This is a genomic window from Cupriavidus sp. DF5525, from assembly GCF_040149425.2.
Classification (GTDB): Bacteria; Pseudomonadota; Gammaproteobacteria; order Burkholderiales; family Burkholderiaceae; genus Cupriavidus; species Cupriavidus pickettii_A.
The window spans coordinates 1,202,289-1,227,446 of record NZ_CP168266.1; the positions used below are offsets into that span (position 1 = coordinate 1,202,289).

Consider the following 25,158-nt stretch of genomic DNA (forward strand, 5'->3'; position numbering starts at 1 on the left):
CAGCCCGGCCGCGCGATGCGTCCGGCACGCTGTTCATCAAAGAATACAACTTTGCTGACTGCAGTTCCGAACCCCGGCCTGACCGGTCACGTAGACTGAATCGCCTATGCCGCCCGCAAAAATAGACGAAACGGTAAGCGAGGTAGAAGCTTTGGCAAGCTGCGCAGACCTCGCAGCCCCCGCGAATGACATAGACAGATCTTCAATCAAAAGCGCAAAAAATAGATAGTCTGGTAATTCGGGTAGAAACTCTGGTAAGCTCCGGAGCACCCCAGAACCCCACCAACCACCCCTGATATGGCCCATGCGCCACTCGGCTACGACGCCCTGATCCGCAAGTTCGGCCTGCGCGTCCCGCCTCTGCGCTCCACCTCCGCCCTGGCCGACAAAACCGGCGTTCTCAGCACGCACACCGGCCCGGACGGCACCACGCGCACCGTTTATCCCAGGAACCGCTACCGCGGCGGTGACACGACCGTCGACCACCTGACCTTCGCGTTGAAGAAGGAACAACTGGACCTGACCGTGCTCGCGGCCCTGTTCGAGCACGAGGAGGCGGTGGAGGCGGTCCGGGCGTGGCTGGCGGCGACGCCCTCCTCCCGTTATGCGAGGTTGAGCGCGTTCTATGCAAAATGGCTCGCCGGCGCGCAGTTCGATTACAAGCTGCCCACCGGCGCGCCCCGGATACTGGCGCTCGACGAGGCTGAGTACGTGACCGGCCCGGTGACGACGGACCTGCAGTTCGGGATCCAGAACAACCACCTGGGCCCGGCCGCCTTTTGCCCGCTGGTGCGACGCACCGGGAAACTGGCGTCGTTGATTGCCGCCGATCTCCCGGGCCGGGTGTCCGCGGCAATCAAGCGGCTGGAGCCGGAATTGCTCGCACGCGCGGTCGACTACCTGTATCTCGCGGAAACACGATCGACCTATTCCATCGAGCACGAGGTTCCCGATAACCAGCGGGTCGCCAAATTCCGGCGCTTGCTCGAGTACGCCGGCGAACCGGGCCGTCTCACCGAAGAGCGCCTGTGCGAATGGCAGAACGAAATCATCTCCGGGCTGCGGGCTGAATACGCGTTTCGCGATACGCAGAACTGGCTCTCCCGCGGCGGGCGCATGCGCAATATCGCGGACTACATCCCTCCGCCGCCGGAACAACTCGACGCGATGATGGATGGGATTGCCACGGTCGCCGAGCTTGCGCCGGCACAGGCGGCCAACCCGATCGTGATCGCGGCTTGCGTGTCTTTTGGCTTCGTGTTTGCGCACCCGTTCTACGATGGCAATGGCCGGCTCCATCGATTTCTCATCCATCATCTGCTGCGCCAGGCCGGTGTCACGCCCGAGGGTGTGGTGCTGCCGGTGTCCGCGCGGATGCTCAAGCAGATCGATATTTATGCGGCGCTACTGAAGTCCTACTCTGCGCCGCGCACGGCTTTGCTCAACTACGCGCTGGACTCGGACAGCGACACGATCCTGATCAAGTCGCCGCAGCCTTGCTGGCTCTACGCGTCCTTCGATGCGACGGCGCTGTGCGAATTCGTCTTCGAGTGTATCGAGCAATGCGTGGAGCAAGACCTCGCGCAGGAGATCCAGTACCTGCGCGCCTACGACGCCAGTGTCACGCGCCTGGAAAGCTGGCTCGACCTGCGCCAGTCACGCCTGTCCAACCTGATCGACCTCATTGTCCAGAACCACGGCGAGCTGTCGAAGCGCAAGCGCAAGCTGTTCGAAGACGTCACGGACGATGAACTCGCACGCATCGAGAGCGTGGTGCGCGACGAGTTTGCCGAATATCTCGATCTCCACGCCAACGCCTGACTGGCCGGGCATCACGCCCGATCCTCGCCCTGTCCTTAATACGCGGAGCGCACACACGCTCACTGCGCGCGCATTGCGCGAGAGACGGAAAGGCAGCCAGCCCAGTCATCTTCTTCCTATATCGATGTCGGCGAGTCACCGACAGCGAGCGTGCCGGCGAGACACTAGTATCCAGATACAAGTCGGCCGCCAGCGCCCCCATCCTGATGCCGCGAACGGCATCAGGGCCACGCTGCGCACCTCGCAACCCGAACAGGAAGAACAGCCATGGACCGCCGCCAGTTTCTCAAATGGGGAAGTTTCCTGACCGTCTCCATTGCCACCGGCGGCCTGGCCGCTTGCGGTGGCGGCGGCGACGATCCGCCCGACACGGGCAATCCGGAGAACTTCGGTTTCCTGCATGGCGTTGCCTCGGGTGACCCGAAGCCGGACAGCGTGGTGGTGTGGACCCGCATCGAGGGCAACAACGGCAAGCGGCCGGTGGTGGTGCGGCTGCAGGTGTCGACGCAGCAGGATTTCGCGCCGTCGAGCCTGCTGGTCAACGAACCGCTGATGGCGCTGCCGGAGTGGGACTACACGATCCGCAACAAGGTCACCGGCCTTGACGCGGGCACGCGCTACTACTACCGCTTCCTGCTGGGCAACCGCCCCAGCACCGTGGGGCGCACGCGCACCGCGGCCGCCGCCGGCACGCCCCTGGCGCAGCTGCGTTTCGCCTTTGTCAGCTGCCAGGACTGGAATGCCAACCACTGGGCCGGCATGGAAGAGCTGATGCAGCAGGATCTGGACTTTATCGTCCACGTCGGCGACTACATCTACGAGGCCGTGCCGGGTGGCTCGCGTGCCGGCAACGTGGAGGATCGCCATACTGTGCTGACGTTGCCCAATGGCACCCCGCTGCCGGATGGCAGTGTCTACGCCACCACGCTGGACGACTACCGCTACCTGTACCGCAGCTATCGCAGCGACGCACGCCTGCAGGCGTTGCATGCCGCGTTCCCGATGATTGCCATCTGGGACGACCACGAGTTCTCGGACAACTGCTGGCAGGATCGCCAGACCTACGATTCGGACGATGACCTGACGCCACACACCGCACGCCGGCGCGCGGCCAGCCAGGCGTGGTTCGAATACCTGCCGGCAGACGTGAGCCTGGACACGAACAACCCGTCGTTCCAGAACATCCAGATCTATCGCGCCTTCACCTTCGGCAACCTCGCCACGCTGCTGATGACCGACGAGCGACTCTATCGCGCCGACCACATCATCCCGGAAGAATCCACCGGCCGCGCGGTCGGAAGCCTGTACTTCGTGCCGGCGGCAATGCTGGCCGCCGCCGAGGCAGAGAAGATCGCTGGCGCCGGCAATGCGCTGACGCCGGTTTCGATGCTGGGCGACACGCAGCGCGCGTGGTGGCAGGACCGCGTCGGCGGAGCCAACACGACGTGGAAGCTGTGGGGCAACCAGTTGTCGCTGCTGCGCATGCAGGTCGACGTCACCCAGGCGGTGGCGAACCTGATCGCCCGGGGGCTGGTGCTGGCAAACAGCGCCCTGTCTTCACTGCAAGCCGCGATTGCCGACGCGCTGGCGAGCGACCTGCGTGCCGCCAAGGCCGCCGGCAGCTATGCCAACCTCGCATACACGGCGCTGCGCAACGTGCTGTCGCAGGCCGGCATCGACGCTGCCGCCTTCGATGCGAACATCAAGCCGTTCATCGAGAGCCGGCTGCCGGCCATCGCGCTGCTCGACCGCTTTATCCTCAATGCCGACCAATGGGATGGCTACAACGCCGAGCGCAAGAACCTGATGGCCTTCCTCAAGGCCAACAGCGTCCGCAACGTGGTGGGGTTGAGCGGCGATATCCATGCCTTCTTTGCCGGGCAGGTCATGGACGACTACGATGCCGCGACGCAGGCACCCGTGATGGTGGACCTGGTCACCGCCGGGCTGTCGAGCAACTCGCTGCTCAGCGGGTTCCGCGCGATCGTGGACAACGACCAGGCCTTCGCCGCGCTGCGAGAGCTCGTTTACAGCAATGTCGGCGGCGCGGTGGTGAACACCTTCGATGCCACCCTGCGCACGTTCAATCCGTGGCTCCGCCACGCCGATTCCAACACGGAGGGCTATGCACTGGTCACGCTGACGCCGGACAAGCTCAGCTGCACCTTCCATACGCTCAAGCCGCTCGACGGCGGCATCGCGCCTGCCCTGCCCGCTACGGCGAGTACGAAGGTGCTGGAGGTGGCCGCAGGCACGCCGGATGTGAGTGTGCTGTAGTGCCGGGAGTGGCGGGGTGGCCGGCGCCACCATCCTGTCGCGCAACGGCCCTTGCGCTCAGGGCTTCATCAGGTATTGGCGGGCCAGGCGCAGGATTTCGCGCGACTGGTAGGCATTGGCCAGTTGCCTGAGCCTGGCGGCAAAATGACTGTAGCGGTCGTCCAGCTCTACGATCCGCTGCGCCCAGGCGTGTATCTCGCGCATGCTGCCGCGCTTGGCGAGGTAGTGCAGCTTCTCGATTTCCGCGACAGGCGGCACCACCACGGCAGCGGGTGACGGTTGCCTGCGGGCCCCGGTGGTCGCGGCCTCGTAGTCCCACTGGATCTGAAGCAACCTGGCGATCTGGACCAGCAGCGCATCGTGATCGATCGGCTTGGGCAGGAAGACATCGGCGCCCGCGTCGATCGAACTGGTTTCGTCCATGCCCCGCGTACTTGCCGAGGTCGCAATCACGGGCACCCGCTTCAGCCTGGGATCGCGCCGCAACTGCCGGATGGCATCAAGGCCGCTGATCCCCGCCATATGGACATCCATCAGGATCAGGTCAGGCGGCGCCCTCAGCGCCTGCCGGAGGCCCGCTTGCCCGTCGGGCGCGGCTTCCGGCACGAACCCGAGGGACCGCAGCAGGTCCACCAGCACCGCACGGTTTTCGGCGATGTCGTCCACCACGAGCACGCGGCGGCGCGCTCCGGCATACCCGACGGCAACGGCTGCGTGGTCTTCATGGCGCAGCGGCGTCGCACCGGTGGCGGCATCGATCTCGAAACAGAAGGTGCTGCCGGCACCCGGCTCGCTATGCAGCCGGATCTCGCTTCCCATCAGGCCCACCAGCTTCTGGCTGATGGCGAGTCCCAGGCCGGTGCCGCCCAGACGGTGCCTCGCGTCGCCGAGCTGCTCGAACGGTCGGAACAGCCGCCGCTGCTGCCGGGCTTCAATGCCCACGCCACTGTCGCTGACCTCGAAGCGCAGGCGCGACCTGCCCGGCCCCGCTTCCGCGACCTTCACGTCCAGCCGCACGTAGCCGCGGTCCGTGAACTTGACCGCGTTCGACAGCAGGTTCAGCAACACCTGGCGCAGCTTGCCCACGTCCGCGCAGGCCGTGGTCGACATGGCTTGCGGCGCATGGCACTCGAAGGCCAGGCCTTTTTGCTCGGCCTTGACCCGTATCAGTTCCTCGATGGAGGCGAGCAATTCGGCCAGGCCGAATTCCGTCGGCGCCAGTTCCAGCTTCCCTGCCTCGATCTTGGAGAAATTCAGCAGATCGTCGATCAGCTTCAGCAACTGCTCGCCGCTGCGCTTGATGACCTCGCTCTTCTCGCGCACGCCCGGGACGCTGTCCTTGTCGCGCATCAGCAGCTGGGCATAGCCGAGGATGCCGTTCAGCGGCGTGCGCAGCTCGTGGCTGATCGTGGCCAGGAACTCGGTCTTGGCGCGGTTTGCCGCCTCGGCGGCACGGCGCGCCTCGCGCTCGGCTTCCGCAAGCCGCACGGCGGTCTTGTCCGCCGCGATGCCGACATACTCATCGACCCCGCCGTCCTTGTTGCGTACCGGGTGCGCAAGCACACCGACATGCCGGATGGTGCCGTCCGGCAGGGCCAGGCGCATCTCGTGTTCGAGCTCGCGCGGATCGCGCAGGCTGTCGGCCACAAAGGCTTGCATGGCGGGCCGGTCCTCGGGGTGGATGCGGCTCATGAAGATGTCCGCGGTCGGCTCGACTTCGCCGGGCGTAAATCCATAGATGCGGTAGTGCTCGTCGGACCAGACGACGGCACCGGTCCTGACATTCCACGACCAGCTCCCGGTCCGGCTGAGCCGTTGGCCGGCAGCCTGCAAGGCTTCACTGCGCCGCAACTGGTCCTCGATGCGCCGCCGCTCGGTAATGTCGCGGGCAATGCCGACCGTCCCGGCCGGCCGTCCGCACCCATCGGAATACGGAGTCTTGATGGTTTCGACCCAGGTCCGCGAACCGTTCGCCTGCGTATGCGGCTCTTCGATGCGTTGCCGCTCGCCTGAAGCCATGGTCCGGGCATCGTCGGCCAGGTACGCCAGCGCCCGATCGTGGGGATAGAAATCGTGGTCGGTCTTGCCGATCAGCTCGGCGGGGTGCGCCACGCCCAGGGACACCGCCAGGGCGCGGTTTGCGGCCACATAGCGCCCTTCCGTACCCTTGATCCAGGCCAGGTCGGGAATGTTGTCGAGGATCGCGGCCATCCTGGTATTGGCATCGCGAATTTCCGCCGTATGCCGGTCGATGCGCGCGAACATCAGGTTCAGCGCCTCGACCAGCTCTTCGATTTCATCCTGCCCGTGCCGGGACCGGCGCAGGCTCAACGGCGCCGACGGTACGCCGGGCACGCGTTTGCGCAACCCCGTGGTGAGATCGACGATATGGCGCGTGGCAACGCGATGGACAATCCAGAGAATAAAGAGCGCAACCAGGAAGGTCTTGGCTGCGTTGCTGGCCAGGATGACAACCGCCTGGCGCAGGATGTCGCGATAGACCTCGTCGAGGCTGGCCTCCACGCGCAGCACGCCTACCTGGCGTTTGTCGCCGTCGCAGCAATAGATGGGAAACTCGCGCGCGACCACATTGCGCTCGGCATGCGTGCCCCGATGCACCACCAGCGGGTGCGTGGTCTGCGCCGTTTCACGCACTTCGACGTAGCGGATATGGGGCAATTGCAGCATGCCCTCCAGTTGTTCCTGGACCAGGCGGCTGTCGAGGGACCAGAGCGAACTGCCAAGCGCGCCGGAGTAGCCTTCCTCCATCTCGCGGAAGCGATTCTGGATGCCGGCCACTTCAGCCTGGTAGCTGAGCGCAAGCTGCATGGCGGTCAGGACCAGCGTGATGAGGGTGCTGAACAGCACGACACGGGTCAGCAAGACTACCGCGATCCTCTCCCGCGGGGCATGCCACAGCTGCAACAACCATGCAGGGATGACCGACTTCAACTGACGTACTCCCGGATTTCTCACCAACGCCCGACCGAAAGACCAGTCCGAACTTTAACGGCTGTGGGCGCGCTTTTGCTGACGGCAGGTACAAACACCTAGGCGCGTGCGACAATGGCGCGCGGGTTATCGATCGGAAAGTCGGAGATGGTGCGCATGGTTCGGATCCTGGTGATCTGCCTGGCTGGCTTGCTGGCAGTCATTCACCACACCGTGGCCAGCGCCACGGAGATTGGCGTCGTCCTCGCGGGCAACCGCAGCCAGTTCTGGCAGGTGCTCGCCGAAGGCGTGCGCAAGGCCGCAAGCGACGCCAAGGTCAACGTGATCATCCGCGCTCCCAATGAGGATGACCCGCAGGCGATCCGGGACAACCTGCAAGTGCGGATGATCCAGTCCATGCTGGAGCGCAAGGTGGACGGCCTGATTCTCGCGCCGATGCCGGTCGCGGCGCCCGCGGCCCCTCCGGTCATTGGCGTTCCCTTCCTCCTGATCGACAGGGAGGGGGCCGATTACTCCGCGCCCCTGGTTGCCACGGACAACTACGCCGCTGGCCGCCGGGCTGCGCAAACCTTGCGCGGCGCCCTGCCCCGCGGTGCCCGCATCGGCGTCTTCCGCGTGGCGCGGGATCTGCAGGCCACCACCGCGCGCGAAAACGGGTTTATCGCCGCCGCTACGGAACTGGGATTCCGGGTGGTGCTGCAAACCTACCTGGGTTATGACATCCGCGGCATGCAGACCGCTGCCGCCGCGGCACTCGCAAAGCACGCGCAGGCGCTCGATGCCGTGTTCACGCCGCATGACATCTCGACTTTCAGCGTGGTGCGTGCGATCAACGCGCTGCCGAAAGGCAAGCGCCCCCTGCAGGTCGGTTTTGACTATTGGCCGAGCTTTGCGCCCAGCCTGCGCAATGGCGAACTCCACGCCATCGTTATTCAGCGGCCATTTAACATGGGCTACGAGGCAATGCGCGAGCTGGCCGAATCCATGCGCGCGAACCGGCCGCCGCGTCATATCCGTATCGGCACGCTCGTGGTGACGGCGGCGCGTCTTGATGATGCCGATGTACGCGAGGAACTTGCGCGCTACTAGAAATCGCCCAAGGCACCGCGCGAATGAGTTGATGACCAGCGCTGTCAGGGAAATCCGAAGCGCAATTCAGCGCTGGCTGACTGGCCGGCCACCACGGCGCCTCCGATAATCGCCACATAACAAGCTCTGATATACGAAAAGCCGGCCGCAGGAGATCAACGCAAATCCAGGACTACGGCGCATCAAGCGCCGCGACGCGGTGACTGTGCCGGCTTCGGGCCAGTGCGTGGGGCTTTGGGACGGCATGCGGCTAGCGCGGGGTAGCCAGCCGTCCTCCTCTCTTCTCTTTCTCTTATCGGCACCCGCGAGAGAATGACCTGCAGGCTAGCAGGGCATGAAACACGCCCGCGCCGCCTCGCTGGGCGTCAGGCCCGAGCGGAAATATATGCGCAGGCGTTCCAGCGTAAGGTAGTCGGGCACGTAAGCACTGGATACGAGGCCGGATCTCAGTGCGTAGTCATGCAGGGCTGCAGCCCAGGCGTAGATATCGAAGGGTGCCGTGGCCGCACCCTGCGGGCCCGCGCCACTGTCGGCGTCGTACCCATCTTGGTCGTCAAACAAGCCAGTCCCCTGAAAGAACGCCGGATCCTGCATCCGGCGCGCTGGTCTGCGATGCCGTGACGGGGGCGCGGTTGCCTCACACGCCCTGCCTCACGCGCCATATGCGGCCAACCCCGCCCTGCTCGTCATGGGCGGGAAGACATACCAGGCCCCGTCGCCATGCCTGAAAAACACGATCGACAGCTTGCCGGTCACGCGGTCGGCTTCCACACATACGAATCGACTGCCGCAGTCCCGCATCCGCCCCATGGCGGCAACGCGCGGTGGATACGCCACGGCTGGTCCCAGCCATTTATCCACCATCGACCGCAACGACTTCTCTGCTCCCATGCTTCCTCCACTTGCGGGCTGCCCCGGCACTGCCGGCCGACGTTGCAGCTTCCATGATTCCATCGTAGGCGGGTCGGGCGGCCACCGCATTCAGCGGACGATGAAAGGGCGTTCAGCACTCCCTGAATCAATCGTAGGAAAATCCTGACACCGGCCGGCTGGGTGGCGCCGCCTACTCCTGCGTGAAGCCATGCTTGATGGCATAGCGGATCAGGTCGGCGTTGTTCTGCAGGCCCAGCTTCTGCATCAACCGCATCTTGTGGGTGCTGATGGTCTTGGCGCTCAGCGAAAATGACTCCGCAATCTCGTTGACAGTCTGGCCGGCGGCGAGCCGCTGCAGCACCTGGAATTCCCGGTCCGAGAGCACCTCGTGCGCGGGAGCGTCCGCACCGCGCTGGTGAAAGACCATGGCGTCGACCAGCGCAGGGTCGATGAACTTGCCGCCTGCAGCCAGCTTGCGGATCGCCCCAAGCAGGATTTCCGGGTCGCTGTCCTTGGTCACATAGCCCGATGCCCCGGCACGCAGCGCCCGCGAGGCGACCTGTGCTTCGTTGTGCATGCTCAGGATCAGGATGGCAAGATCGGGCCACTCGGCCCGCACGCGGCGGATCAGGTCGATGCCGCTGATGCCCGGCATGGTCATGTCGAGCAGCAGCAGGTCGAATTCGCCGGCGCGCAATTGCTCGAGCACTGCGCCACCGTCCGCGGCCTCGGCCGCAACCACTACATCGGTGGTGGTGGCCACGATCTGCTTCAGGCCACTGCGGACGATGGCATGGTCGTCCGCAATCAGAACTCGAATCATGCTGCACTCGCTTGGCGGGGGATATGAATGGAAACGGTGGTGCCCGTGCTGCGCTGGCTGTCGATATTCAGGCTGCCGCCGATCATGCGCGCGCGCTCGCGCATGCCGAGCAGGCCGTAGGAATCGCCCTGCAGCGCGGCCGCCACCTCAAAGCCCTGCCCGTCATCGCTGACGCACAGCAGCAGCCCGTCGGGCCGGTTGCTCAGTGACACCGTTACCCGCGCGGCGCGCGCATGGCGGGCGGCATTGGTCAGCGACTCCTGCACGATGCGGAACGCGGCGGTCGCCACCGCATCGTCCAGCTGCGGCTCGGGCCCGTCGACAGTGAGTCGGCAATGCGCGTGATGGCGGCGCCCGAAGTCTTCGGTGAGCCATTCCAGCGCCGACACGATGCCGTAGTTCAGCGCAGCCGGGCGCAGGTGGCTGGCCACATGGCGCACCATGCTGATGGTCCGCTCGACCAGCTCGCGCATCTCGTCGGCCTTCTGCTCGGCGGCATGGTTGCCGGCGATTTTCATGCGCAGCAGCGACACATCCATCTTCAGCGCGGTGAGCAGCTGGCCCAGCTCGTCATGGATTTCCAGCGCGATGCGCTTGCGCTCCTCCTCCCGAGCGGCCTCCAGGTGGCCCGACAGTTCCCTGAGTTGTTCGCGCGAGGCCAGCAGTTCCTGCTCGATGCGCTTGCGCTCGGTAATGTCCTGGAGCGTGCCGACCAGGCCGATGCAATGGCCTGCCTCGTCGCCGCGCTGCTCGGCCTGCCACTGCACGATATGATCGCTCACGCCCCGATACCTGAGACGCACGTCGATGCTGGCGCTTCCCGGCGCTTTCATCAACTGGCTGAGCGTGGCCAGGATCGTGCGCCGGTCCTCCACGTGCACATGACGCAATAGTGCGCGCAGCGACCGGACCCGGCATTCGTCGACGCCCAGGATCCGGCACATCTCCCTGGACAGTCGCACCGCGCCGTCCGCGGCGTTCCACTCCCAGTCGCCCAGCCGCGCGAGGCGCTGCGCATTTGCCAGGCTTGCCTCGCTGGCCACCACCTTCAGTTCGGCACGCTTGCGGGCGGTGATGTCGTACAGGCCGACACAGGCGGCAGCGGTCTCGCCAAATGTGATCAGGCTCGTCGTGACGACGACCCAGAACGCGGTGCCATCGCGATGGCGCGCCTCGATCTCGAGCGTCGTGATCCGGCCATCGCGACGCAATTCCTGTACGGCCGCCTGCCGGGCTTCGGCATTGGCATAGCATTCCCGGATGTCAAACCCGGTTGCCTGCGCCTCGGTCAGCCCGAAGAGGTCACGGAAGGGCTGGTTGCAGAACAGGATCCGGCCTTCGTCGATCGCGGTAATCACCAGCGGTACCGGACTGGATTCGACGATGGAGCGAAAGCGGGCTTCGCTGGCCGATAGCGCCGCCTCCGCGCGGCAGCGCTCGGAGATCTCCAGCGTCAGGCTCGCGTTGGCCCGCGCCAGCGCCTGCGTGCGCTGTATGACCCGGTATTCGAGTTCGTCGCGCGCGCGCATCGCCTCCTGCTGCGCCGCGCGCCGGATGGCGATTTCTTCCTGCAGGCTGGCGTTCCGCTGCGCCAGCCGTCGGTGCATCATCCGCAGCGACAAATGCGTATTGACGCGCGCCATGACCTCGGCAAGCTGGAATGGCTTGATGACATAGTCCACGCCGCCCGCCGCGAAGGCATCCATCATGTCGGCGGTGGCGGACAGCGCCGTCATGAAGATCACGGGAATATCCCGCGTCTGCGGCATCGTCTTCAGCCGACGACAGGTCTCGAGCCCGTCCATGCGCGGCATCCTGACGTCAAGCAGGATCAGGTCGGGCTGGGAAAAACCGGCGCGCTCGAGGGCTTCTTCACCATCCTGCGCGACAAGCACGCACATCCCCTGCGCCTCGAGGTGCTGCGCAACGATGGCGATATTGGCGGGCACATCGTCCACGATCAGGATGGTGCGCCGCTCTTGCGGCTCGTCGGTGTCTTGACCCACGGTTGCTTGGCTGACGTTATTGCGGGTGCAGCATATCACCGCATCCCACTACCCCACATGGCCTCCACATCACTCCCTTAAATCAAGGGTTTCCTGAACGGAAAATAGGGAAATCCTTACCCGATCGCCGTCATCGCGACGCACATATCGATGCGCAAACTTCTTCGTTCCGCCGCCGCCCATGCCGGCCTGCGATCTCGCCTTCCAACCTGACCACACCCCCCTCAGGCACTGACCAGCCCCCGCTGCAACGCCGTCTTGAGCATCGAAAACACATGCCGCGCCACCGGATTGACCGCGTTGGGCCGCGCCCAGAGGTAATACGTCACGTCCGGCAAGCGCGGCAGTCCGTCGCTCTCGCCCAGGATGCGCATGTCCGGGGCCAGCAGGTCGATGCTGCGCGCCGTGATCCCGAGTCCGCCGCGCAGCGCGGCCTTGATGCCGATCAGGCTGGGCGCCAGGTAGGCGATGCGCCACGGCACACCGGCCTGCGTCAGCGCGTCCAGCGACAGCTTGCGGAACAGGCTGGGCTCGTCGGCCAGGATCAGCGGCACCGGCGTGCCACGCTCATAGACAAAGTCCGCCGCGCAAACCCAGATCGTGGGCGTGGTGCGCAGCGCAATGCCGTCAAGCGAAGTGTCCTCGCGCGTGGACACGGTCAGGTCGATCTCGCCGCGGCGCAGCGACTCCATCAGGAAGGGGCTGCGGCCCACGTGGATTTCCAGCCGCAGCGCCGGCGAGGTGCGGGCGATATGCGACAGCAGCACCGGCAGGATGGTGTCGGCCACGTCGTGCGGTGCACCGATACGCACCGAACCGGTGAGATCGCCTTCGCGCAGCACGCGCAGCGCCTCGTCGTTGAGCGTCAGCAGCTGGCGCGCGTATTCGACCAGCTTCTTGCCGTGACGGGTCAGCTGCTTGCCGCGGCCGTGCTTCTCGAACAGCGTCAGGTCGAGCTGCTCCTCGAGCCGCTGCATCTGCTGCGTGACCGCCGACTGGGTGCGCTGCACATTCCCGGCGGCGGCGCCGAAGGTCTCGTGGTCGGCAATGGCCACCAGGGTGCGGAGCAGGTCAAGGTCGAGGTTACGCATTCATTAGAGGTGTTAATGGGTTTTCATCAGGCATTAAGTGGTTTTCAGGGCAGGTGTTCATTACAGTGAAACAAGAAACATCGTTCTACCCCTCAAAAACAGAGATTGCAAGGATCGACCCCTCTATGTCCATCGCACAACAACGCCAGGCAGCCGTAGGAGATGCCATCGAATCCATTAGGGAAATCGTAGCCAGGAGCGGTGTCACACGCGACGCCCTGGCCGAGGTCCTGACCCGGGTCGAGGATCTGGGGGCCCGCACCGAACTGTGGAACGAGGCCGACTACCCGCCGCCGGAGCCGGGCGAGCGCCAGGCGCGCTACCTGATCGCCGAGGACGCCGGCCAGACCTACGCGCTGTACCTGAACGTGATGCACCCGGGCAAGCGCATTCCGCCGCACAACCATACGACCTGGGCCTGCGTGGCGGGCGTGAGCGGCATCGAGTTCAACGACGTCTATGTGCGCACCGACGACGGCAGCCAGCCCGGCGTGGGCACCCTGGCGTTCTCGCACACGGTGGAAGTCGGACCGCGCCACGGCATCGCGCTGCTGCCGGACGACATCCATTCCGTGGAGATCCGTGGCGAGGACGTCATCCGCCACCTGCACATGTATGGCCGTTCGCTGGAAACGCTGACCGAGCGCCTGTCGTTCGACCTGGAGACCGGGCGTTGCCAGGTCATGAGCGTGGGCGTGCAGACGCGCCGCTGACCTGACCTGACCCGGGCGGCGCTTCTCAGTTCTCGCCGCCCTCCCCGACAAGCCAGCCGATCCCCTTCCCCGCGCGGGAAGGACGGCCCCCTATTGCCCGGAATTCCATGCCGACGCCTTCCTTCACCACCGTCGATGCCGTCACGCTCAAGGGCTGGCTGCACGATGCCGACGAAATCGCCCTGTTCGACGTGCGCGAGCACGGCCAGTATGGCGAAGGCCACCCCTTCTACGCGGTGCCCCTGCCCTACAGCCGGCTCGAACTCGATGTCGGCCGGCTTGCGCCGCGCACCGATGTGCGCATCGTGCTGGCCGACGACGGCGACGGCGTGGCGACTGCCGCCGCCCAGGCGCTGGCCCGTCTTGGCTATACCAGCCTGTTCGTGCTCGATGGCGGCATGCCCGCCTGGCGCGCGGCGGGCTACACGCTGTTTGCCGGCGTCAACGTGCCGTCCAAGACCTTCGGCGAGCTGGCCGAGCACCACTACGGCACCCCGCGCGTGTCGGCCGATCAGCTTGCCGCGATGCAGGCCGGCCGCGCCGGCACGCGCGTGCCGGTGGTGCTCGACGGCCGGCCCGCGTCCGAATTCCACAAGATGAACATCCCGGGCGCGATCTGCTGCCCCAACGGCGAACTGGCCTACCGGCTGCGCGACCTGGTGCCCGATGCCGACACGCCCATCGTCATCAACTGCGCGGGCCGCACGCGCAGCATCCTCGGTGCGCAGTCGCTGATCAACTTCGGCGTGGCGAATCCTGTCTATGCGCTGGAGAACGGTACGCAGGGCTGGTACCTGAACGATTTCAGGCTGGAGCACGGGGGCACGGCGCGCTATCCGGACAACGCCCCCCCAAGCGGGCTCGATGACGCGCGCGCTGCCGCCCGGGCGCTGGCGCAGCGTTTTTCGGTTCCGCATATCGCCCCGGCACAGGCCGCGACCTGGCTGGCCGATCCGGCACGCACGACCTTCCTGTGTGATGTCCGTACCGCCGAGGAATATGCGGCCGCCACCCTGCCCGGTGCCCAGCACACCCCCGGCGGGCAGCTGATGCAGGCCACGGACCAGTACGTGGGCGTGCGGCGCGCGCGCCTGGTGCTGTTCGATGCCGACGGCGTACGTGCCCCGGTCGTCGCGAGCTGGCTGCGGCAGATGGGCCATGACGCGGTCGTGCTGGAAGGCGGCCTGCGGGCCGGCCTGGACGCGGGCGTCGCCGCCACGCACGGGCCGCTGGCAGAGGTCGTCGCGCCGCCCGCCGTCGAAGCCGCCGCCCTGGCCGCCGGCCTGCAGGACCGCTCGATGCTGGCACTGGACCTGCGCGGCAGCATGGCCTACCGGGCCGGCCATATCGCCGGCAGCCGCTGGTCGATCCGCCCGCGCCTGGCACAAGACCTGGCCGGGGTGCCGCACGACACCACCGTCGTACTGATCGGCGCCGCCGGTGCCGACGATCCTGCCGAACTCGCCTTTGCCGACCTGCGCGCGCTGGGCTTTGCCGACGTGCGCCGTTTGCGCGGCGGCCTCGCGGCCTGGCAGCGCGCCGGCTATCCGCTTGCCGAGGGCGAGCACGCGCTGCCCGACGTGCGCTGCATCGACTTCCTTTTCTTCGTGCACGACCGCCATGACGGCAACAAGGCGGCGGCACGGCAATACCTGGCCTGGGAAACCAACCTGGTCGGCCAGCTCGATGCCCAGGAGCTGGCGACGTTCCGCTTCCCGCCCGCCGCCTGATTGGTTCCTTCTCCCCTGTCCCATACAAGAACGAGGTCGCCCCATGTCCCGCATTCCGCAGTTCCTGTCCGTATTGCTCTCGCTCACCCTGCTCGGCGCCGGCCCGGCGGCTTCCGCGCAACAGCCGGTGGCGCCGGTGGGCGGCTTTCCGTCGCAGCCGTTGCGGATCGTCTCGCCGTTCCCGGCCGGGGGCGGCAACGACGCGGTCACGCGCATCGTTGCCACGCGGCTATCGCAGGTGCTCGGCCAGAGCGCGGTGACGGACAACCGCGGCGGCGCCGGCGGCAATATCGGCACGCGCCATGTGGCCGAGGCCAAGGCCGACGGCTATACGGTGCTGACCTCGCAGGTATCGGTGATGGCGGTCAACCCGACGCTGTACCGCTCGCCGGGTTTCGATCCGGTTAAGCAGTTCGTGCCGGTCACGCAGATCAATGCCGCGCCGCTGGCCATCGTCGTCGCCGCCGACGCGCCGTGGAAGACCTTTGCCGAACTCGCCACGCAGGCCAGGGCCCAGCCGCAGAAGATCACCTACGCCACGCCCGGCAACGGTACGTTGTCGCACCTGGTGGGCGTGGTGCTCGACAAGGACAGCGGCGTGTCGCTGCAGCACGTGCCGTACAAGGGCGCCGGGCCGGCGATCAATGACCTGCTCGGCGGCCAAGTCGACGTGCTGGTCACGTCGACCTCATCCGTGGCCGGCTTTGTCCAGGCCGGCCGCATGCGCGTGCTAGCGGTGACCAGCCCGCGCCGGCTGGGTGTGTTTGCCAAGGTGCCCACGCTGGAGGAACTCGGCTACCGCAACGCGCGCTTCGAGGACTGGTATGGCTTCTTCGTGCCCGCCGGCACCGCGCCGGAACGCGTAGCGCTGCTGAACCGCGCCATCGTGCAGGTGCTGCAGATGCCCGAGGTGGTGAAGCTGATTAACGACGGCGGCAGCGATGTCATCGCCAGCAGCCCCGAGGCCTTTGCCCAGCAGTTGAAGCAGGACATCTCGCGCTGGTCCCAGATCGTGAAGCTGTCCGGCGCCCACGTCGACTGAACGCGGCACGGTCCTTGCGATGCCAGCCCCGTCCGCAGCCACCCCGACATGCCAGCCATGACGCATTCCCTCCCTACCCGCCTGGCGCACGCCGGCCGTGCGCCCAACGTGCCCGGCGGCCAGCCGGTCAACCCGCCGGTCGTGCGCGCCAGCACCGTGCTGTTCGAGTCCGTCGCGCAGCAGCGCGAAATGCGCGCCCGCCGCGACCATGACCGGCTCTTCACCTACGGCGCGCGCGGCAATCCGACCAACTTCGCGCTGGAAGACATGGTGACCGTGCTCGAAAGTGGTTACCGTACGCGCCTGTTCCCCACGGGACTCTGTGCCGCGACGATGGTGATCCTGGCCTTTGTGCGTCCCGGCCAGCACGTGCTGCTACCCGATTGCGTCTACGAGCCGGTACGCAACCTGGCCAGCGGCTTCCTGCGCCGGCACGGCATCGCTACCGACTTCTACGCGGCCGACGGCTCGGATCTTGCCGCGCGGCTGCGGCCAGAGACGCGGCTGGTCTATGTCGAGGCGCCGGGCTCGCTGGCCTATGAAATGTGTGACCTGCCCGCCGTCGCGGCGCTGGCGCATGCGCACGGCGCGCTGGTCGCCGCCGACAACACTTGGGGCTCGGGACTGCTGTACCGGCCGCTGGAACTGGGTGCGGACATCTCGCTGATGGCCGCGACCAAGTACCTGAGCGGCCATTCCGATGTGATGATGGGCACGGTGTGTACCACCGAAGGCGCGTGGGCCGAGCTTTCCGCTACGGCCGACGCCTTCGGCATGACGGTGAGCCCAGACGATGCCTACCTCGTGCAACGCGGCATCCGCTCCCTTGGCGCACGGCTCGCGCAACACCAGGAAAGCGCCATCGCCGCGGCAAGCTGGCTGCGCGCCCGGCCCGAAGTCGCGCGCGTGTTCTGCCCGGCTCTGCCGGACGATCCCAACCACGCGCTGTGGCTGCGCGACTGCCATGGCACCAACGGCCTGCTTTCGTTCACGCTGCGGAGCACGGCGCCGGTGGCGGCGGAGCGCTTTGTCGACAGCCTTCGGTTGTTCGGCATCGGCGCCTCATGGGGCGGCTTCGAAAGCCTGGCCGTGCTGGCAGACATGCGCCGCGCGCGCAGCGTCACTGACTGGTCAACGCACGGGCAGATGATCCGGCTGCATATCGGGCTGGAGGGGGTCGGCGACTTGCTGGCCGACCTGGAGCAGGCGTTTGCGGCGATCGTGGAGATCGGGAACGAGGAAGGGGACGCGCGCGCCGATACGCAGTATCGGTAATTGGCGGCACGCGGGCAGCGCGCCTGGCTTGAGGCCGGGTCGGGGAACGCCGGCATCACATAAAGCCAGGCAAAATTCATCCTTTACAAATCGTCTAATGCTGGATAATATGTCCACATGACGAAACGTACCCCGGAGCAGCAAGCGCTGCTCGAGCAGCTCAAGCAAGTGGCGCAGGGCCTCGGCGAGACCCTGGCGCCGTTCTGCGAAGTCGTTGTTCACGACCTCCTGCACCCTGAGCAAGCCATCCTGGCGATCCACAACAATCTGTCCGGTCGCCAGCCTGGCGATCCGGCCACAGAACTCGGTCTGGCCCGCATTGCCGATCCGCAATACCAGCAGGTCATCGCCAACTATGCGAACCAGTTCGCCGATGGCCGCCAGGCGAAAAGCACGTCCATCGGCATCAAGGATTCGAGCGGGAGATATATCGCCGCCTTGTGCCTGAACGTGGACCTGACCCTCTTCCGCGGCTTGCAGAGCATGCTGGGACAGTTTGGCAGCGTTGGCGCTGCGGCCGGCGTCACCGAATCGCTCGATCCGATCAGCGCAGACGCCATCCGGGATCGCATTGACCAGTTTGCGGCGCGGCTCGCCACGACGCCCCGTTCGCTCAAGGCGACAGAGCGGCGCGCACTGATACGCGAGCTCAAGGAAGCCGGCTGCATGGAAGTGCGCCGGGCCATGGAAATCGTCGCGATGCACCTGGGCGTATCGCGGGCAACGGTGTACAGCGATGCCAAGTGACGCCCGCCTGCTGCTGCTCGACAAGAACGAGGTCGAGGCCCTGCTGCTGCCCGACGATGTCCTGCAAGCCGTGCGCGAGGCCTTCGTGCTGCATAGTCAGGGCGAGGGCCGCGTTTTCCCCGTGGTGCGCGAGCCGCTCGCAACGGGCGGCGTATTCGGCATCAAGTCCGGGGATGTGCAGGCGCAAGGCCTGCTCGGCTTCAAGGCGGCGGGATTCTGGCCGGACAACCGCCGGCTCGGCGGTGAGCCGCACCAGGCCACCATCATGCTGATCGACCCCGCTACCGGTCGGCCGGTCTGCATCATCGACGGCAATGCGGTCACGACCATGCGCACCGGTGCGGCGGGTGGCCTCGGGCTGCAGCAGCTCGCGCGAGCGGACAGTACCCGCCTGTGCCTGTTCGGCACCGGTGTGCAGGCGCGCGTGCAACTCAACTTCGCGCTGCAACTGTTGCCGGCGCTGTGCCAGGTCCGCTATGCCACCGCGGCCGGCAAGCCCGACGCTGCTTTTGAAGCGTACTTCGCGCACCGCTGCGACATCTCGCATGCCGGCGATGGCAATGCCGCGGTGGCTGAGAGCGATGTCGTGATCACCGCAACCCCTGGCGGCGGTGCATTGTTTGAAGCGGAGTCGGTGCAACCCGGTACGCATCTGAATTGCGTCGGCGCCGACACCAAAGGCAAGCGGGAACTACCCCAGGGCCTGCTGGAGCGGGTGCGCCTTTTCGTCGACGACCAGGCACAAGCGCGCCAGATCGGCGAAACCCAGTGGGCCCCCGATACGCCGTGCACGGAACTGGGCGATGTGCTGACGGGAAAGGCCCTCGTGGAGCGGCAACCGACCGACATCACGGTCTTCGACATGACCGGGCTCGCGCTGCAGGACCTGACCGTCGCACGCATGCTCCTTCAGCGCGCCGGCGCGGCCCGCGTGGGTTCCGACATCGCGTGGTCCTGGTAATGCGTTCAGCGGAGTCTGCACGATGTAGGCCTTGCTTGCTTTCGATGATGTCACCGCAGCCGCTGCGCGGCTTCGGCGCCTTGCCCCCCGCACGCCAATGATGCGCATCCGGACGGCCAAGGACCTCCATTCCTTCCTTTATTGTCCGGAGATGGTTTCATGCGCCCCACCACTGCCTTCACGGCTCTCGCACTGATTGCCGCCTGTAGTTTCACTGCGCCTGCCCGCGCCGCCGACAACGCCTGGCCGCAAAAGCCGGTGACCGTCATCGTTGCCTCCGCTGCCGGCGGATCGGCCGACGTATTGACCCGCATCGTGCTGACGCACCTCGCCAAAGAGACCCACGCCAACTTTGTCGTCGACAATCGCCCGGGCGCCGCCGGCAACATCGGCATGGCCCAGGTCAAGCGTGCTGCGCCGGACGGGTACACGCTGGGCTACGGCAACATCAACACGCTGGCCATCAACCCGGCCCTGTTCAACAAGCTGCCCTACGATGTGCGACAGGACTTCGTGCCTGTGGGCCGCATGTTCTCCATCTACAACCTGTTGGTGGTACGCGCCGACTCCCCGGTCAAGAACGTTGGCGAGCTGCTCGCACTGGCGCGGAAGTCGCCCGGCAAGCTCTCATACGCTGCTGCCGGCACCGGCAGCAGCGGCCATATGGGCGGCGAACTGCTAAAGAAGATGGCCGGCATCGACGTATTGTTCATTCCGTACAACGGCGACCCGGCGTCGCTGACCGACCTCGCCGGCGGCCGGCTCGACTACACCATTACCAATGCATCGGTGGCGTGGCCACTGGTCAAGAGCGGCAAGCTGCGCGCGCTGGCGATCACCAGCCGCGAACGCGTTGCGCTGTATCCCGACGTGCCGACGCTAAATGAGTCAGGGCTGAAGGGCTATGAAAACGTCTCGTGGGGCGGCCTGGTGTTTCCCAAGGGCACGCCGCAGCCGATTGTCGATAAGGTTGGCACGGCGCTGGAAAAGGTGCTGAAGTCCGACGGCTTGCGCCAGGACCTGTCCAATGCCAACGCCGTCGCGGCCACGGGCAACCGCGACGACTTCCTGCGCTTTATCGCCAGCGAGCAGAAGAAGTGGGCCGACCTGGTCGAAACCGCGAAGATCCCCAAGCAGAACTGAGCATTCCGCCGACCATGTCCAATTCCCGCATTGCGATTCTCGGCTTCGCCATCGAATCGAACCGTTTTGCTCCCGTGTCCACGCGCGCCGACTTCGTGGACCGGGCTTACCTTGCCGGCAGTGCGCTGCTGGCCGATGCCCGCGCTGCCGCACCCGCGATGACCCCGGAGATCCCGGCCTTTGTCCGCCGCATGGATGCCAGCGGCCCGTGGACACCGGTGCCGATCCTCTTTGCCAACGCAGAATCGGGCGGCCCCGTCGATCACGCCTTCTTCCTTGAGACCCTCGCTGTCTTTGAACGGGAACTGCGCGCCGCCTTGCCGCTGGACGCCGTCTACATCTGCGAGCACGGTGCCGCCATCACCACCGAAGAAGATGATCCCGATGGCGTGGTCTTCGAGACGGTAAGGGCCATCGTGGGACCGTCGGTGCCGGTCGTCGCCACGGTGGACCTGCATGCCAATGTGTCCGATCGCATGGTCGACGCGGTCGACACGCTTGTTTCCTATCGCCGCAATCCGCATACCGACATGGCAGAACGCGGCACGGAAGCGGCTGAGATACTCATGGAGCTGATGCGCGGCGCGCGCTTCTGCGTCGCGCATGTGCGCATGCCGGTTTGTGCGCCGCCGACCCAGTTGCTGACCGCGCCCGGCACCGGGCCTTACGCCGACATGATCCAGCAAGCGGAAGCGCTGGACGACCCGCGCATCGTCAATATTTCGGTGGTCGGCGGCTTTGCCTTCGGCGATACGCCCAAGAACGGCCTGACGGTGATTGTCTCGACCCGCGGCGATGCCGGGTTCGCCCGCGAGACCGCCCAGGCGCTGGTGACGCCAGCCTGGCTTGGGCGCGCAGCCTTCACGCCCGAGTTGACGTCGCTTGACGAGGCGGTCGCGCTGGCCAAGGCCGCCGGCGAGGACCACGCGCGCCCGCCCGTATTGCTGGCCGATGTGGCAGACAACCCCGGCGGCGGCGGACGCGGTAATACCCCTTTCCTGCTGGACGCGTTATTGCGCGCCGGCGTGCGCGATGCCGTGCTGGGTGTGGTCACGGATCCCGAGCTCAGCGCGCAGGCCCATGCCCTCGGCATGGGCACTGAATTCACCGCCCACTTCAATCGCGGCGAAAGCACCGCCTGTTCCGAAGCCTTCAGCGCGCCCGCCACGGTACTACGGCTGCATTCGGGTCAAGGCATTGGACGCCGGGGGCAGCTGGCCGGATGCAGCTTTAACCTGGGCCCGTCAGCCCTGCTGCGAGTGGGCGGCGTGCAGGTCGTGGTGATCACCAATCGCCATCAATGCCACGAGCCCGTTTTCTTCGAGATGTTCGGCATCGATATCGCAGCGGCACGCACGGTGGTAGTGAAATCGCGCGGCCATTTCCGCGCCGCCTTCGACGAATTCTTCGCCCCCGAACAGATCTTCAGCGTCGACGCGCCGGGCCTGACCTCGCCGGTATTGTCGCGCTTCGACTTCCGGCGTCTGCCCCGGCCCGTCGTCCCCCTGGACACCATGACAGAGTGGACACCGCACATCCGCCTGTTGAGCTGACCGCTCCCACCCATGACCATCCGGTTCGACATGCACTCTACTCTCGACACCCTCGATACACCCGCAGCCGTCATCGACGTGACGCGCATGCAGCACAACATCGATCGGATGCAGCAGCGCATGAATGCGCTCGGCGTACGCTTCCGCCCCCACGTCAAGACCTCCAAGTGCACGCCGGTCGTGCGTGCCCAGCTCGCCGCCGGCGCGACGGGTATCACGGTCTCTACGCTCAAGGAAGCCGAATATTTTCTCGCCGAGGGCGTCACCGACATCCTCTATGCCGTTGGCATGGCCGCGCACCGGCTTCCCCAGGCGCTGGCCTTGCGCCGGCGAGGCTGCGACCTGAAGATCCTCACCGACAGCGTGGCCTCCGCTGAAGCGATTGCAGAATTCGGGCGAGCGAACGGAGAAGTCTTCGAGGTCCTGATCGAGATCGACACGGACGGCCACCGCTCCGGCATCCAGCCCGAGGACCCTGCGCTGCTGGACGTCGGCCGCGCCCTGCACGATGGGGGCATGCGGCTGGGCGGGGTGTTGACCCACGCTGGCTCGAGCTATGAGCTTGACACCGCTGAGGCCCTGGGCGCCATGGCCGAGCAAGAACGCACCGGCTGCGTGCGTGCGGCCGAGCGTCTGCGGGCGGCACACCTGCCCTGCCCGGTGGTCAGCGTCGGCTCGACCCCGACGGCTCTTTCCGCCGCGCAGCTCGATGGTGTCACCGAGGTGCGGGCCGGCGTCTATGTTCTGTTTGACCTGGTGATGAGCAACGTGGGCGTCTGCACCACCGATGACATCGCGCTCAGCGTACTGACGACGGTGATCGGCCACCAGACCGACAAGGGCTGGGCCATTGTCGACGCCGGGTGGATGGCGATGAGCCGCGATCGCGGCACCCAGAAGCAGAAGCGGGACTATGGCTATGGGCTGGTCTGCACGATCGACGGCACGGTGTTGCAAGGCTACGTGCTGAGCGGCGCCAACCAGGAGCACGGCATCGTGTCGCGCGAAGGCGTGCCTGATGGTGACATCGCCGGGCGTTTTCCGGTTGGCACGCGGCTGCGCATCCTGCCCAATCACGCGTGTGCGACCGGCGCGCAGTTCCCCGAATACCGGGCGCTCGCCAAAGGCGGTGAACTGGCGCTATGGGAGCGCTTCCATGGCTGGTGACACGGGCGCGGCAAGGATCGAACGCGGAAGTCTTCTACAATGGCGGCCATGTGTCCGCAGCGCCGGACGCGCGACGGAAAACCATCCATGCCAGCGAAGAAGAAACTCCCGGGAAAGGCCGCCCCGGGCAAGGCCGCCCCGAATCCGCAGCAAGCCACGCTGAGCGCCATCGTGGCGCGCATCGACAGCATCCGCGACACGCTGGGCGTCACCGGCCAGCGCATTGCCGACTTCATTGCTGGTCATCCGGAAGAAGTGGTCCATATGTCCGTCAGCGAAGTGGCCGAGCGCACCGGCGCCAGTGAAGGCAGCGTGGTCGGGCTGTGCAAGACGCTCGGCGCCACCGGCTTCCAGCAGTTGAAGATCGTGCTGGCGCAGGAGATCGTGCAGCCGGTCCAGATGATCCACGAAGACCTGGAACCGAAGGACGATGCGGCGGCAGTCGTGCGCAAGATCTTCCAGAGCAATGTGCAGACGTTGCGCGATACCCAGTCAACCCTGGATGTGGCGGCGCTGCAGCGCGCGGTTCATATCCTGAAGAAAGCCAAGCGCATCGAGATCTACGGCATCGGCAGCGCGGCCACCATCGCCGAGGACGCGCATTACCGCATGCTGCGCATCGGCCTTAACGCCAAGGCCGTGGTGGATTCGCATGTGCAGGTCATCAGCGCGGCATTGACGGGGCCGGATGTCGCGGTGCTGACCATCTCGCATTCCGGCAGCACGTATGAAACCGTGACGGCGACGCGACTGGCGAAGGAGGCCGGCGCGCACACCATCTGCATCACCAACTTCGGCAAATCGCCGATCCAGGCCTTCTCCGATGTGGTGCTGCTCACAATGGCACGCGAGACCCACTTTCGCACGGAGGCGATGACGAGCCGCCTGGCACAACTGGCGATCATCGATGTGCTGATCGCCTGCCTGGCGCTGACCGACTACGACCGCGCGGTCAAGACCATCCGCCACACCTTCGACGTACTGTCGCTCAAACGCTATTGAGCCTGGCGTGCAGGGCCGTGCGGCCGGCACACCATGTGTCCAGCAACTGGGCCGGGGTCTCCGCCTCCGCCCCGGAGCCGGTGCCAAGCAGCAGATATGACATGCCCATCGCGACCGCGCCCGCGGCATCGGTCGCCGGGTTGTCGCCGATCATCAGCGCCTGCGCCGGCCTCGCCTGCAACCGCCGCAGTCCTTCGTGGAACAGCGCATCGGAGGGCTTGCCGATGATGCACTCCGGATGCACGCCGGCACAGGCTGTCAGCGCGGCGAGCAGCGCACCGGTTTCCGGCACGCAGGTGCCGTTGTCGCCGGGATGGCTGAGGTCGGGATTGGTGACCACCAGCCTGGCGCCGGCGCGCAGCACGTTCGCCGCCAGCGCCAGCTTGCCGTAGCTGAAGTCGGGATCGCGCGCCAGCAGCACCACGTCAGGGCCCTGTTCCACCAGTTGGCAACCGATCCGCTTCGCATGGCGGCGCAATGCCGGGCTGCCCAACAACAGCACCCGCGCCTCTGGGGAGGTGCGGCGCAGCCAGTCCACGGACATTTCGCCGGCAAGCACGAGTTGCTCCGGTGCAACGGCCAGGCCCATGCGGCGCAGCTTGCGCGACATGCCGGCCGCCGTGTCGGTCGAGTTGTTCGACACGATGGCATAGCGGCCCTGCAACGCCTCGAGCAGCGCGGCCGCGCCCGGCATGGCCGCGCCGTTGCGGATCAGCGTACCGTCCAGGTCGACGATGTAGCGCCATGCCGGCGCGCGCCAGGGCGGCAGCGCCGGCCGCGGGATGGGGACATCGTCGGTGGCACGTTGGCCGGAGGGGAACCGCCTGATATCTGTCATCTTTGCGTTCGATCATTTTGAACAACGCTCATTCTACATACACTTTTTATTGAGC

At 66.2% G+C, this 25,158-nt stretch carries 20 protein-coding genes; 13 read left to right on the forward strand and 7 right to left on the reverse strand.

Annotated features, from left to right (window positions below; genetic code table 11):
- The first annotated feature begins 297 nt into the window (after positions 1-297).
- Both ABNX08_RS26755 and ABNX08_RS26760 read left to right on the forward strand, forming a co-directional pair.
- Positions 298-1,821 (forward strand): Fic family protein, encoded by a 1,524-nt coding sequence (locus ABNX08_RS26755; RefSeq protein ID WP_022538719.1) that lies wholly within the window; start codon positions 298-300, stop codon positions 1,819-1,821.
- 267 nt (positions 1,822-2,088) lie between these two features.
- On the forward strand, positions 2,089-4,098 hold the full coding sequence (locus ABNX08_RS26760) for an alkaline phosphatase (protein ID WP_022538720.1): 2,010 nt from the start codon (positions 2,089-2,091) through the stop codon (positions 4,096-4,098).
- Between the two features lie 57 nt (positions 4,099-4,155).
- Here ABNX08_RS26760 and ABNX08_RS26765 read toward each other — a convergent pair whose 3' ends face one another.
- Entirely contained in the window at positions 4,156-6,981 is a 2,826-nt protein-coding gene (locus tag ABNX08_RS26765) for a PAS domain-containing protein (protein WP_022538721.1), read from the reverse strand.
- A gap of 225 nt (positions 6,982-7,206) precedes the next feature.
- Here ABNX08_RS26765 and ABNX08_RS26770 point away from each other — a divergent pair, with 225 nt between their 5' ends.
- A complete protein-coding gene (locus ABNX08_RS26770; protein WP_349605916.1) occupies positions 7,207-8,139 on the forward strand; it encodes a substrate-binding domain-containing protein in 933 nt (310 codons plus the stop codon).
- A gap of 324 nt (positions 8,140-8,463) precedes the next feature.
- On the opposite strand, the gene ABNX08_RS26775 is transcribed toward ABNX08_RS26770, so the two are convergent.
- From ABNX08_RS26775 to ABNX08_RS26795, 5 genes are all read right to left on the reverse strand, one after another.
- Complete coding sequence (locus tag ABNX08_RS26775; protein WP_349605915.1) at positions 8,464-8,700, reverse strand: hypothetical protein; 237 nt, start codon at positions 8,698-8,700, stop codon at positions 8,464-8,466.
- A gap of 90 nt (positions 8,701-8,790) precedes the next feature.
- On the reverse strand, positions 8,791-9,030 hold the full coding sequence (locus ABNX08_RS26780) for a hypothetical protein (protein WP_022538724.1): 240 nt from the start codon (positions 9,028-9,030) through the stop codon (positions 8,791-8,793).
- Positions 9,031-9,202: 172 nt separating this feature from the next.
- On the reverse strand, positions 9,203-9,835 hold the full coding sequence (locus ABNX08_RS26785; protein WP_022538725.1) for a response regulator transcription factor: 633 nt from the start codon (positions 9,833-9,835) through the stop codon (positions 9,203-9,205).
- A complete protein-coding gene (locus tag ABNX08_RS26790) occupies positions 9,832-11,841 on the reverse strand; it encodes a response regulator (RefSeq protein ID WP_022538726.1) in 2,010 nt (669 codons plus the stop codon). Before ABNX08_RS26790 ends, ABNX08_RS26785 begins: the two co-directional genes overlap by 4 nt.
- A 224-nt stretch (positions 11,842-12,065) precedes the next feature.
- The gene (locus tag ABNX08_RS26795; RefSeq protein WP_022538727.1) at positions 12,066-12,932 is read right to left on the reverse strand and encodes a LysR substrate-binding domain-containing protein; all 867 of its coding nucleotides are present in this window, start codon (positions 12,930-12,932) and stop codon (positions 12,066-12,068) included.
- Positions 12,933-13,057: 125 nt separating this feature from the next.
- Between ABNX08_RS26795 and ABNX08_RS26800 the strand changes: the two genes are divergently transcribed.
- From ABNX08_RS26800 to ABNX08_RS26845, 10 genes are all read left to right on the forward strand, one after another.
- Positions 13,058-13,645: a hypothetical protein gene (locus tag ABNX08_RS26800; RefSeq protein WP_022538728.1), complete on the forward strand. Its 588-nt coding sequence runs from the start codon at positions 13,058-13,060 to the stop codon at positions 13,643-13,645.
- A gap of 107 nt (positions 13,646-13,752) precedes the next feature.
- Positions 13,753-15,375, forward strand: a complete 1,623-nt coding sequence (locus tag ABNX08_RS26805; protein ID WP_022538729.1) for a rhodanese-like domain-containing protein — start codon at positions 13,753-13,755, stop codon at positions 15,373-15,375.
- A gap of 43 nt (positions 15,376-15,418) precedes the next feature.
- The gene (locus ABNX08_RS26810) at positions 15,419-16,417 is read left to right on the forward strand and encodes a tripartite tricarboxylate transporter substrate binding protein (RefSeq protein ID WP_022538730.1); all 999 of its coding nucleotides are present in this window, start codon (positions 15,419-15,421) and stop codon (positions 16,415-16,417) included.
- Between the two features lie 57 nt (positions 16,418-16,474).
- Complete coding sequence (gene metC, locus ABNX08_RS26815) at positions 16,475-17,692, forward strand: cystathionine beta-lyase (RefSeq protein WP_041682090.1); 1,218 nt, start codon at positions 16,475-16,477, stop codon at positions 17,690-17,692.
- Positions 17,693-17,809: 117 nt separating this feature from the next.
- Positions 17,810-18,439 carry a transcriptional regulator gene (locus ABNX08_RS26820; RefSeq protein ID WP_022538732.1) on the forward strand — a complete coding sequence of 210 codons (630 nt, stop codon included), beginning with the start codon at positions 17,810-17,812 and terminating at the stop codon, positions 18,437-18,439.
- Complete coding sequence (locus ABNX08_RS26825; RefSeq protein ID WP_022538733.1) at positions 18,429-19,400, forward strand: ornithine cyclodeaminase family protein; 972 nt, start codon at positions 18,429-18,431, stop codon at positions 19,398-19,400. The genes ABNX08_RS26820 and ABNX08_RS26825 overlap by 11 nt, the downstream gene beginning before the upstream one ends.
- Before the next feature lie 159 nt (positions 19,401-19,559).
- Positions 19,560-20,543, forward strand: coding sequence for a tripartite tricarboxylate transporter substrate binding protein (locus ABNX08_RS26830; protein WP_022538734.1), 984 nt, complete (start codon positions 19,560-19,562; stop codon positions 20,541-20,543).
- A gap of 14 nt (positions 20,544-20,557) precedes the next feature.
- Complete coding sequence (locus ABNX08_RS26835) at positions 20,558-22,096, forward strand: M81 family metallopeptidase (RefSeq protein WP_022538735.1); 1,539 nt, start codon at positions 20,558-20,560, stop codon at positions 22,094-22,096.
- A 30-nt stretch (positions 22,097-22,126) separates the two neighbouring features.
- Positions 22,127-23,263: a DSD1 family PLP-dependent enzyme gene (locus tag ABNX08_RS26840; RefSeq protein WP_041682091.1), complete on the forward strand. Its 1,137-nt coding sequence runs from the start codon at positions 22,127-22,129 to the stop codon at positions 23,261-23,263.
- 168 nt (positions 23,264-23,431) lie between these two features.
- Positions 23,432-24,265 carry a MurR/RpiR family transcriptional regulator gene (locus tag ABNX08_RS26845; protein ID WP_041682092.1) on the forward strand — a complete coding sequence of 278 codons (834 nt, stop codon included), beginning with the start codon at positions 23,432-23,434 and terminating at the stop codon, positions 24,263-24,265.
- Here ABNX08_RS26845 and ABNX08_RS26850 read toward each other — a convergent pair.
- The gene (locus tag ABNX08_RS26850; RefSeq protein WP_022538738.1) at positions 24,252-25,103 is read right to left on the reverse strand and encodes an HAD-IIA family hydrolase; all 852 of its coding nucleotides are present in this window, start codon (positions 25,101-25,103) and stop codon (positions 24,252-24,254) included. The two genes, ABNX08_RS26845 and ABNX08_RS26850, sit on opposite strands and share 14 nt — an antisense overlap.
- Between the last annotated feature and the right edge of the window lie 55 nt (positions 25,104-25,158).